Annotated in this window: 10 protein-coding genes and 2 pseudogenes; 8 read left to right on the top strand and 4 right to left on the bottom strand. The window is 65.5% G+C overall.

Annotation, left to right across the window (positions count from 1 at the left end; genetic code table 11):
• Positions 1–636 precede the first annotated feature (636 nt).
• The 5 genes and pseudogenes from GOOTI_RS21065 to GOOTI_RS27310 all read left to right on the top strand — a co-directional run.
• Positions 637–1,728: a hypothetical protein gene (locus tag GOOTI_RS21065; RefSeq protein ID WP_007240636.1), complete on the top strand. Its 1,092-nt coding sequence runs from the start codon at positions 637–639 to the stop codon at positions 1,726–1,728.
• A gap of 687 nt (positions 1,729–2,415) precedes the next feature.
• A complete protein-coding gene (locus GOOTI_RS21060) occupies positions 2,416–2,691 on the top strand; it encodes a type II toxin-antitoxin system Phd/YefM family antitoxin (RefSeq protein WP_007240635.1) in 276 nt (91 codons plus the stop codon).
• Complete coding sequence (locus tag GOOTI_RS21055; protein WP_007240634.1) at positions 2,688–2,978, top strand: type II toxin-antitoxin system RelE family toxin; 291 nt, start codon at positions 2,688–2,690, stop codon at positions 2,976–2,978. Before GOOTI_RS21060 ends, GOOTI_RS21055 begins: the two co-directional genes overlap by 4 nt.
• A gap of 42 nt (positions 2,979–3,020) precedes the next feature.
• Positions 3,021–3,299 (top strand): hypothetical protein, encoded by a 279-nt coding sequence (locus tag GOOTI_RS21050; RefSeq protein WP_007240633.1) that lies wholly within the window; start codon positions 3,021–3,023, stop codon positions 3,297–3,299.
• 59 nt (positions 3,300–3,358) lie between these two features.
• Positions 3,359–3,535 (top strand): annotated as a pseudogene (locus tag GOOTI_RS27310) (transposase); the annotation flags it as partial.
• An 86-nt stretch (positions 3,536–3,621) separates the two neighbouring features.
• On the opposite strand, the gene GOOTI_RS25865 reads toward GOOTI_RS27310, so the two are convergent.
• Positions 3,622–3,945: a hypothetical protein gene (locus GOOTI_RS25865; protein ID WP_138985344.1), complete on the bottom strand. Its 324-nt coding sequence runs from the start codon at positions 3,943–3,945 to the stop codon at positions 3,622–3,624.
• A gap of 100 nt (positions 3,946–4,045) precedes the next feature.
• A complete protein-coding gene (locus GOOTI_RS25860) occupies positions 4,046–4,225 on the bottom strand; it encodes a hypothetical protein (RefSeq protein ID WP_007240631.1) in 180 nt (59 codons plus the stop codon).
• 331 nt (positions 4,226–4,556) lie between these two features.
• Here GOOTI_RS25860 and GOOTI_RS21035 point away from each other — a divergent pair, with 331 nt between their 5' ends.
• The 3 genes from GOOTI_RS21035 (at position 4,557) to GOOTI_RS21025 (ending at position 5,967) form a co-directional block, all read left to right on the top strand.
• Positions 4,557–4,982, top strand: coding sequence for an STAS domain-containing protein (locus GOOTI_RS21035; protein WP_138985343.1), 426 nt, complete (start codon positions 4,557–4,559; stop codon positions 4,980–4,982).
• A gap of 9 nt (positions 4,983–4,991) precedes the next feature.
• Entirely contained in the window at positions 4,992–5,426 is a 435-nt protein-coding gene (locus tag GOOTI_RS21030) for an ATP-binding protein (RefSeq protein WP_007240629.1), read from the top strand.
• A gap of 190 nt (positions 5,427–5,616) precedes the next feature.
• Complete coding sequence (locus tag GOOTI_RS21025) at positions 5,617–5,967, top strand: hypothetical protein (RefSeq protein ID WP_039994511.1); 351 nt, start codon at positions 5,617–5,619, stop codon at positions 5,965–5,967.
• Positions 5,968–6,026: 59 nt separating this feature from the next.
• On the opposite strand, the gene istB is transcribed toward GOOTI_RS21025, so the two are convergent.
• On the bottom strand, positions 6,027–6,902 hold the full coding sequence (gene istB, locus GOOTI_RS21020; protein WP_007240627.1) for an IS21-like element helper ATPase IstB: 876 nt from the start codon (positions 6,900–6,902) through the stop codon (positions 6,027–6,029).
• Positions 6,899–8,141 (bottom strand): annotated as a pseudogene (locus GOOTI_RS21015) (Mu transposase domain-containing protein); the annotation flags it as partial. The gene istB and the pseudogene GOOTI_RS21015, both read right to left, overlap by 4 nt.

Genomic DNA, 8,141 nt, shown 5'->3' with positions numbered 1-8,141 from the left:
CCTGGTCGCCATCGCACTGACCACAGTTGGCTGTAGCGACAGCGAGGACACTGCATCGAGTGGCTCCAGTTCGTCGCCGACCCAGGCGCCCACCACTATCGTCACTCCCCCGCCGCCGGCATGGATCAGGGACCGTAGCTGCGGGGTGGCCTGGGGACCAGACGGCATCCTGGACATTGTGGCGTTGACTCCCGGCGTTGATTGTGGGGCCGCCAAGCGGGCCACCGACACCTACATGTCCGACGTTGACGGGTTCATGTCTAGCAACCCTCTCGAGGTCGGTGACGGCTGGACTTGCCAGATACCGCACCTGCCGCTGGGCAGTCGATGCATCACCTGTCCGAACGGAATCGACCGGCCCCACGCTGATCACTGCTCCCACACCGCCGAAGCACTTTAACCGATCCGTCACTGCAGCATCATCGAGAAGCCGTCCTCGACACCGGCAGGTGCCGGGCCCGCTGGCTGTGATGTCTTCGCGCTGGCGGCGTCGGCGGGGAGAGGATTTCGCAGTGAGCAGCACCGCTCTTTCCGGGATCGAGGCGACCACCGAATCCGGCCCGCGGTGCTGCGCGAAACCTTGGGGGCTCCATCGAGCCAGTGGCAATCCGACCGTGGTTGCCTCACCATGGAGGGGTGACTGCTGAGCGTTGCCGATCCACCGCCGATCCTGCCGAACCCCTTTCCGATGCCGAGCTGCTCATCGGCCTGGTGGTCTCACCATCCCTGAGTGCGGTGCTCGGCCCCGAGGTCACCACCTCGGTGCGCAAGATTTTGGTGCAGCGGTATCCGGGAGTGCGCTGGCAACTGAAGATGGCCGAAGACCGGCTGGTCGATCCACCCACCGAGACCTTGGACCTGCTGGAGGCGGCCCGAAACCGCGTGCTGGAGGAGAACTGGGATTTGGCCGTGGTGCTCACCGAGATCCCCCTGAAGACCGGCCGACGTCCGGTGCTCACCCAGCTCAGCCCCGTGCACGGGGTAGGACTGGTCTCCGTCCCAACCCTGGGACCCGTGCACGTGCGGCAGAAGGTGCAAGAGACCACCGTGCACGTGGTCGGGCAGCTCCTGGGCTACGACGCCGAAGACCCCAACGCCCAGCGGGATCTTGCTCGAAGAGCCCACCAGCTGTCCACCGATCTCGACGAACGCCCGGACGCCAACGTCGTGCAGTTCACGGCCCGAGTGCTGAGCGGCAACGTGCGGTTGCTGCTGGGCATGATCCGCGCCAACCAGCCTTGGGCCTTCGTGGCCCGGCTCTCCCGGGCGCTGGTCGGGGCAGCGGCCACCGGCATGCTGACATTGGTGGCCTCGGACCTATGGGTACTGGCCATGGCCTACGGGCCGGTGCGCCTGGTCCTGCTGGCGGTGATGGCGATCGGGGCGGTGGGTGCCACCCTGATCCTGGGAGCCGACTTGTGGGAGCGCCCACGGCGGCGAGCCCAACGTGAGCAGGTGATCCTGTTCAATTTGGCCACCACCGCGACCGTGGCCATCGGGGTTGTGGTGTTCTACCTCGGCTTATTCATCCTGTCCTGGGTCGGCGCGCTGCTGCTCATCGACGAGCAGGTACTGGCCGGTATCGCCGGTCACCCAGTGAACGCTTTGGACTACGCGAAGATCAGCTGGCTCACCGCCAGCCTGGCCACCGTGGGCGGAGCAATAGGAGCTGGACTGGAGGACGACGATGTGGTGCGCGCCGCTGCCTACGCCCGGTCCAGCACCTGACACAGCCCCAGCACAGAAGAAACTGAAACATCTACGCGTTGATGCCACGTCTATGCAGGTGTCATTGCCGGTCGCGATGACTTGGTGGGCTCAGCGCAGTGCGCTGCCTCGTACTCGGCGGGTGGGGCGTTGCCGAGGCGGGTGTGCGGGCGGGCGCTGTTGTACCTGTCGATCCGGGATCCGGCATGAAGCGGACCCGCGCGTAGGCCTCGAACTCAGGAGGGCCGAACAGTGCTAGTGACTTCCATGCCTGGCCCGACGCGACGTCGTCGGTCGCGTCACGACTTCGCGTGATCCAGTCCGCGGCCGAGACATCAGCACAGAAGCGCAGCATGCCACGACTATGCGCCGGACCGGGTTGCCACAGCAATCCTTTTACAGATCGCCGGGGCGTCTCATCTGATGCATCATTGATTTCATCCAATGCATCATCAACGCCACTCCGCAGGTCATCGGGTTGACTTCCTGGCAACGCAGCCCGGCCTCAAGCGCCCAGCCTCGCGTCAAAGCCGTGTTGCTTGCTCGAATGCCGCTGCTAAGCAACGGGATTCGTGACCGCGGTCAGGACCAGGAGGAGTGGCGAGGTGATGCATCTGATGCAATATGCAGTGGTTTACCTGACATAAGGTAAACTATCGGCTAAACATATGGCTAGATTCTGGCCAGTCTAGCGGCTAGGCTGAATGCATGACGACAGTGCCTCTCGGTGAAGCCAAGGACAAGCTCTCCGCGCTCATCGACAGCGCCGAGAGCACGCACGACATCATCACGATCACCAAGCACGGCAAACCTGCCGCGGTGCTGATGTCGGCTGACGACCTCGAATCGCTGCACGACACGATCTACTGGCTCTCACGCGCCGGCATCCGCGAAGCTGTCGCGGCTGCCGACGTCGAGTACGCCGCCGGCCACACCGTTTCCCTCGAGGACCTGCGCGCCGAACACGGTATGCCGCCCCAGTGAGCGACAATCCCACGGACTCGGCCGATGAGTACCGCGTCGAGGTCGCATCCCCCGCACGCCGCGATCTCGGGCGTCTACCATCCCGGATCGTCCACGCTGTCATCGAATTCATCTCCGGGCCCCTCGCAGGCAACCCGCACCGCCTCAGCAAACCGCTCCGCGACGACCTCGAAGGCCTTCACAGCGCACGCCGCGGCGACTACCGCATCCTGCTGCGCACCGACGATCCCAACCACACCATCGTCATCGTCAAGATCGACCACCGAGCCCACGCCTACCGCACCTAACCCACAGCGCCACAACACGTCCCTGACACCATGAGGAGCATCGTGAACGACTCCGGCCGGACACTCGACCACGCCATCGACGCGCTCTACGACCCCATCAACGCCCTGCAACGCCAGGTCCTCGACATCGAGCGCAGCTACCGCGACCTCGCCCAACGCGACGACCTCGCCACCGACACCCTTGGGGCGCCCACCACTCCCGCCGAAGCCATCGCCGGCATCACCGAAGCACTGGCATCTCTCCGCGATGCGCTCCGCGCCGCTGAAGGACACCGCGACACTGCCAAGCAGCATGCAGCACGCCTCTACATCGACCACTGACACCTGTCAGAGGCCACCGGCACAATTAGTGCGAAGCCCTCCATCCGCAAGCCATCGACCGCGAGGTGTTGGGCATGCAGGTGGCCACCAGTGAGACCAAGGCATCGTGGAACACCTTCTTCGCCGACCTGGTGGCCCGCGGCCTGGGCGGGGTATGTCGGGGCGGTGTGGGCGACGGAGAAGGGGCTGGGCCTGGGGTCGAGACGTGCGCACCTCAATGTGCGCGCCCGGGATGCGGGGTCAGTCGCGGCCGCGGTTGGATGTCTAGTGTTCGGGATGCTCGGCTAGGTCGCGGGCATCGACCGCTGCGTTGTGCTCGTCGTCAGCGGCGTTGTGCTCGGACCTCGGCGGACTCGCGGTGGACAAGGCCCCGCCCCGGGGCGGAACGTTCGGCGGCCATGGCATGTATCGACGCCGCGCGTTCATGTGCCAGAACAGCGTCATCATGTCGTTGAGCTGCGGACGCGTGTGCAGCGACGGCGCGCGTCATCGACTCCCGGGCATGTGCCGCAGCTGCTGCCGCGGTTTCCGCCGTGGCCGGTTCGCCATCGGCCAGCCGCTGGCGACGTCGTTTCAACTGCTCCAGTCTCGCAGCATCCTTGCCCTGGGCATCTTGGCTCCCTGAGTCAGGTCTGTCGTCATCCACGAATCGATTCTCCCAGCTCGTTGCCGCTGGCGTACCCCGATCACGCAGGTGGCCTGGTTGGGGCACGACGATGACGTGGGTCGTCGCCGCCAGCACGCGACTACGCGCCGGCGACGGCATGCGCCGAGACTTCGATCACCTCATCCTCACCGCACCCCAGCCCACCGGCCACCCCCAGCCCACCGGCCACCCCCGAGGTCACCACGCCAACGCACCGCCACCACGACGGACCGACCTCGCCCACCCAGTAGCCGAGCATGCCCCGGACAGCACAGTGCAAGAGTTTCCGACATCCCCAACCACATCTGATTTGACGAATCGACGATCCACCAGCTCGAATGCGAATCGCGCAATCGAATGCGCAATCTCGAACGTGGTCTCGTATGACCGTCAGGGGAGGTCTTCCAGCACAGACCCGATGAAGGGCCGCGGCGCCTGACGTCCTCGCTCAACCCCATCGATGTCGGGCAGGCGACCATGACAAAATGGGTAGGGCGGTGCAGCAGGCAGCCGTCGTCATGTCGTCGGTCGGGACCGTGGCCGCTCATCAACTGTGTGGCCCCCTTCGATGGAAGCGAGAGTCACCAGTGCAGCCAAACAACCCTGACGCCGTGGTCGACCCTGACGCGGTGGTCGTCGACGACAGCGGAGACAACGCCGGCCGTGCGTTGCTGACCATCGTCTCCGCCCAGCACGAAGAACTGGTGATCCTGACCGTCCAAGGCAGCATCGACGTGCTCACCGCACCACAACTGTCCGAAGCAGTGACGAACGCGTTGACCGGTCAACCGCGCGGCCTGATCATCGACCTGACCACCACCGACTTCCTGGCCTCGGCCGGCATGGCCGCACTCGTCGCCGCGCACGAGGCCATCGCACCGACCGGACTGTTCGGAGTCGTCGCCGCCGCACCCGCGACGTCCAGGCCCCTGACACTCATGGGCCTGGACCAGACGATCGTCCTCTACCCCTCCCTCGCCCACGCCGTCACCGCCATGACCGACCCCACCGAAATGACCGGCACCCCGACTGGGTAAACACGGCGCGTGGACTCATCACAGCACCTCGATGGCGACTCCACCGGTGACTTCAAGCGCTCGGTCGCGGCCACCGCCGAAGCCGCCTACACACTGCGCGAACTGTTCACCCTCTGGGTGACTGCCACTGTCGACGCCGACACCGAACGCCGCGGCGACATCATCCTGGCCGTCTACGAAGCAGTCGCCAACGCCACCGAACACGCCTGCAAGAACTCCGCCGAACCCGCAACGGTCACCGTGCACAGCCGACACCGACCCAACGGCGCCCTCGAAATCACCGTCACCGACACCGGCACCTGGGACCCCAGCCCCTCAGAGCGCTTCCGCGGCCGCGGACTAGCACTCATCACCGCGCTCAGCGACACCCACGCACTCACCACCGGACCCGACGGCACCACCGTCACCATGTGCTGGCAACCGATGCCTGTCGTGACGTCATAACTCAACATTATCGGCACTTAGAATCCCTTGGGGGACAGTTCATCTCGGGCGTAGGTTGACACATGCATCCGGACGGGCCCCTCGGCCTTCGTGGGCTGGGTGGGTGGGGGTCATGGCGAAGGTCCGTGGGACGGGTCGGTGGGCGAGGCCGACGGACCTATCGCGTTCAAGCGAGCCGCGAGGGCAACTCATGGAGCAGGCTTCCGGCAGCGGCCGGGGCTACATCGAGTTCGTCGGTGGGCTCTCTCTGATCATCCACGGGCGAGCGGCGAGAATCCCGGTGATGCCGATCCCGATGCCTGTCGTCGCCAACAGTATGAGGGAGGGTGTCCACGAACCGGACAGTTGGTTTAGGAGACTGATGCCGAAGGGGTCGACGAGGGCGATCACATATCCGGTGCCTTGGACGAATCCGGACAGAGTTGCGGCGGTGGCAGGCTGCCGGCAGTGGGTGCCGATGGCAGAGAGCGACCATGCGAAGCTCCCCGCGCCGAACCCGATGAGGGCCGACCAGGCCCAGCCCATGGACATGGGCGAGTGACGAGGCTCAAGAAAGTTCCCCAGGTGTGCTCACTGAAATTCCCCACCCGTGGGCGGTTTCTACTGTAGCGACCTTCTGGTGGGTGCGGTGGCGGTGCGCTGGCTGTGGGTGCGGGCGTGATGGTCACGAAGCCGGTAGGAGTCGCCGTCGAGTTTGAGCACGACGGAGCGATGCAGCAGCCGGTCGAGCATGGCTGCGGCGACGGTGGTGTCACCGAGCACTTCGCCCCATTCGGCGACGGACCTGTTGGTGGTGATGACGATGGATGTTTTCAAATATCGTTGCGCCACAACCTGAAACAAGGCTGAAGCAGCTTCGGCCGGCAATGGGAGGTAGCCGAGCTCGTCGATGACGAGCAAGGTGGGTCCGGCGAAGAATCGCATGCAGGTGGCCCAACGTCCTTCGATCGCGGCTTTGTGGCAGCGTGCGGCCAGGTCGGCGGCGGTGGTCACATAGGTGCGATAGCCGGCGTGGACCGCGGCGTTCGCAAGCCCGACCGCCAGATGCGTCTTGCCCGTACCCGGCGGGCCGATGAGCAGCACGTTCGTCGACGATTCGAGGTAGGCACACGTCCCGAGTTCGCGGATCAGCGCCCGGTCCACGCCGGGCGCGGCGTCGTAGTCGAAGCCGTCCAACGTGGCCGGGGTGGGCAGGCACGCGAACCGCAACCGCCCGGCAAGCCGTCGGGCTTCGGTGGCATCGACCTCGATGCCCAGCAGGTGCTCGAGAGTCTGGGTCATCGACCACTCGTGCTCGCTGGCGGCCGCCAAGACTTGGGGCAGGGCTTCGGCTGCGGCGTCGAGTTTGAGGACGGCGAGATGTCCGCGTAGTTGCTGGTAGACCGAGATCGCTGATTGTGACTGTGGCCCAACACTATTCGAAGAGTCCAGCCCAGCATTGTCGGTGTCGGTGTCGGTGTTGGTGTTGGTGGTCATGGGAGGTGGGTCCTGTTCTGTGCGGCGCGTTCGTACACGCTCATGTCGATGATCGATGCCTGCGGGCCGGTATCGTCGGTGTTGGTTGTGTTGTGGCGCAGTGTGTTTGCGGCGTCTCGGGCGGCCTGGCCGGGTGGGATACGTTCTTTGCGGCGATGCGGCCGACGGCTGCTGGAGGCGCCGGCTTTGGCCAGGGTCTCCAGCGCGACGACATGCCCGTGATCACGCACTTGGGCGCCCGACCCGGGCGTGGCGAGGCGGTGCCGCGCGATCACGATGCCCGAATCGGTGGCGATGTCGATGTGTCCGTCCCCGAGCCGCTCGCTCACGGTGACTTCACTCATCGCCACCTCCGGCGGCACCGAGTACTGGTTGCCGCGCCACGCCACCAGCGCCTGGCGCGATACCGTGCGCATCTCGGTGAGCGTGGCCGGATACGGAGCCGCTGGTGGGGCGCTGAGCGGTTCGCGAGCGGCCACCGTGATCACACTCGCCCGACCATCAGAGGTCGGGCGCATCCGTGCATCCGAGCGGGTGCGGCAGAAGGTGTCGCAGCTGGTTTGCGCTTGTTCGGGTGTCGTCTCGTCGGGAAGGGTGCGCCACCAGCGTTGTGCAGCAGTGTGATTGGACTTCTCCACCACACCCTTGCGATTGCCTCTGCGAGGTGGGCACACATCGACCGAGACCCCGTAATACCTGGCCACGTCAGCGAACTCGGCGGTCAACGCGCCGGTCGACGGGTGGCAAACCGTCGCCATCCGGTCAAATCGCCACGACTTGGTGACCCCGCCGAGTCGGCGGGTGATGCGGTCGATCCCGGCGATCACCTGCGGGCGAGTCATATCCGGCGCCAGGTAGCCCCGCCATTTGCCGGAATGCGCCAACGACCCGACAAGCAGGAATGCTGTTGAACCCCAACCCCATTCGTCCGGCGGGTTCGGTAACTCCACCCAATCCCATTGCGTCTCCTCACCCGGCGGATGCTCGATGACCGCGTTCGCCCGCTCCGTCACCAGGGCGCACGCCTCACATGTCGGACGCAGGCCACGTTGCCGGATCTGGCGGGTCAATGTCGGATAGGACTGGGGTGTAGCCGAGGTCCTCGAGTTCGTCGCACAACGTCCGTGACCACAGATGTGGGTCCTCAACCAGACGCGCGGTGACGTAGGCCAGGAACGGCTCGAACGGATCCGCCGCCGACTTCTTACGCTCGCCCGGGCTGCGCTCACCGTTGAGGTA

This window comes from Gordonia otitidis NBRC 100426, assembly GCF_000248075.1.
Taxonomy (GTDB): domain Bacteria; phylum Actinomycetota; class Actinomycetes; order Mycobacteriales; family Mycobacteriaceae; genus Gordonia; species Gordonia otitidis.
Note: the sequence above shows the minus strand (reverse complement) of the source record. Positions and strands in the feature narration are given on the sequence as shown.

Bases quoted from the DNA above. Each gene is read 5' to 3' on its own strand.
- GOOTI_RS21060 (WP_007240635.1), top strand. From the start codon at position 2,416: ATGACGACAGTGCCTCTCGGTGAAGCCAAGGACAAGCTCTCCGCGCTC.
- GOOTI_RS21025 (WP_039994511.1), top strand. From the start codon at position 5,617: ATGGAGCAGGCTTCCGGCAGCGGCCGGGGCTACATCGAGTTCGTCGGT.
- istB (WP_007240627.1), bottom strand. From the start codon at position 6,902: ATGACCACCAACACCAACACCGACACCGACACCGACAATGCTGGGCTG.